This window comes from Streptomyces durbertensis (assembly GCF_014156695.1).
Taxonomy (GTDB): domain Bacteria; phylum Actinomycetota; class Actinomycetes; order Streptomycetales; family Streptomycetaceae; genus Streptomyces; species Streptomyces durbertensis.
Genome location: NZ_WMLF01000920.1, coordinates 1 through 587 on the forward strand (window position 1 = coordinate 1; position 587 = coordinate 587).

Genomic DNA, 587 nt, shown 5'->3' on the forward strand with positions numbered 1-587 from the left:
GTCCCGGCCGCCGCGACCCGGCGGCCAGGGGGTGACAGAGATGCGGATCGGACGGATCGCACGGACCGCAGGCGTCGGCCTGCCGTCGGTGGCGCTGCTGCTCGGCCTCACGGCGGCCTGCAACCCGCACATGTACGAGCCGGTGCCCAGCGCCACCGGACTGCGTCCCGCTGACGTCGTCGGCACGTGGCACGGGGCGAACCGGACGGAGGTCGAACTGCGTGCGGACGGCACGGCGGCGGTCCGCCGCCTGGACGGCCGCGAGTTCGACTTCGACCAAGGTTGGCGCCTCACCGGTGAGGGCGAGTGGGAGCTGACCGACCAGGCACCCGGCGGGTGGGGCGAGGGGCAGCACGTGGTGCTGAGGGCGCGGGCCGGGTGCTCCGAGTTCCGGGAGGAGGACGACCGGTGGCCGGCCCCGGGCGGTCGGCAGGCCGCGCCGGCGGAGTACCGGTGGGTGTTCGAGCTGGACGGTACGGACGGCGGGGTGCGGCCGTTCTTCCTCTTCGGCGACCCGGACAGCCGCAGCCGCTACTACCTCGACCGGGCGCCGGAGCCCTGGCCCCGGCTGGAGGACGGGCGGGAGC

At 75.8% G+C, this 587-nt stretch carries 1 protein-coding gene; it reads left to right on the top strand.

Annotation, left to right across the window (positions count from 1 at the left end):
• Positions 1–40: 40 nt before the first annotated feature.
• A partial coding sequence (locus GL263_RS27670) for a hypothetical protein (RefSeq protein ID WP_182858458.1) occupies positions 41–587 on the top strand: 547 nt, incomplete at its 3' end.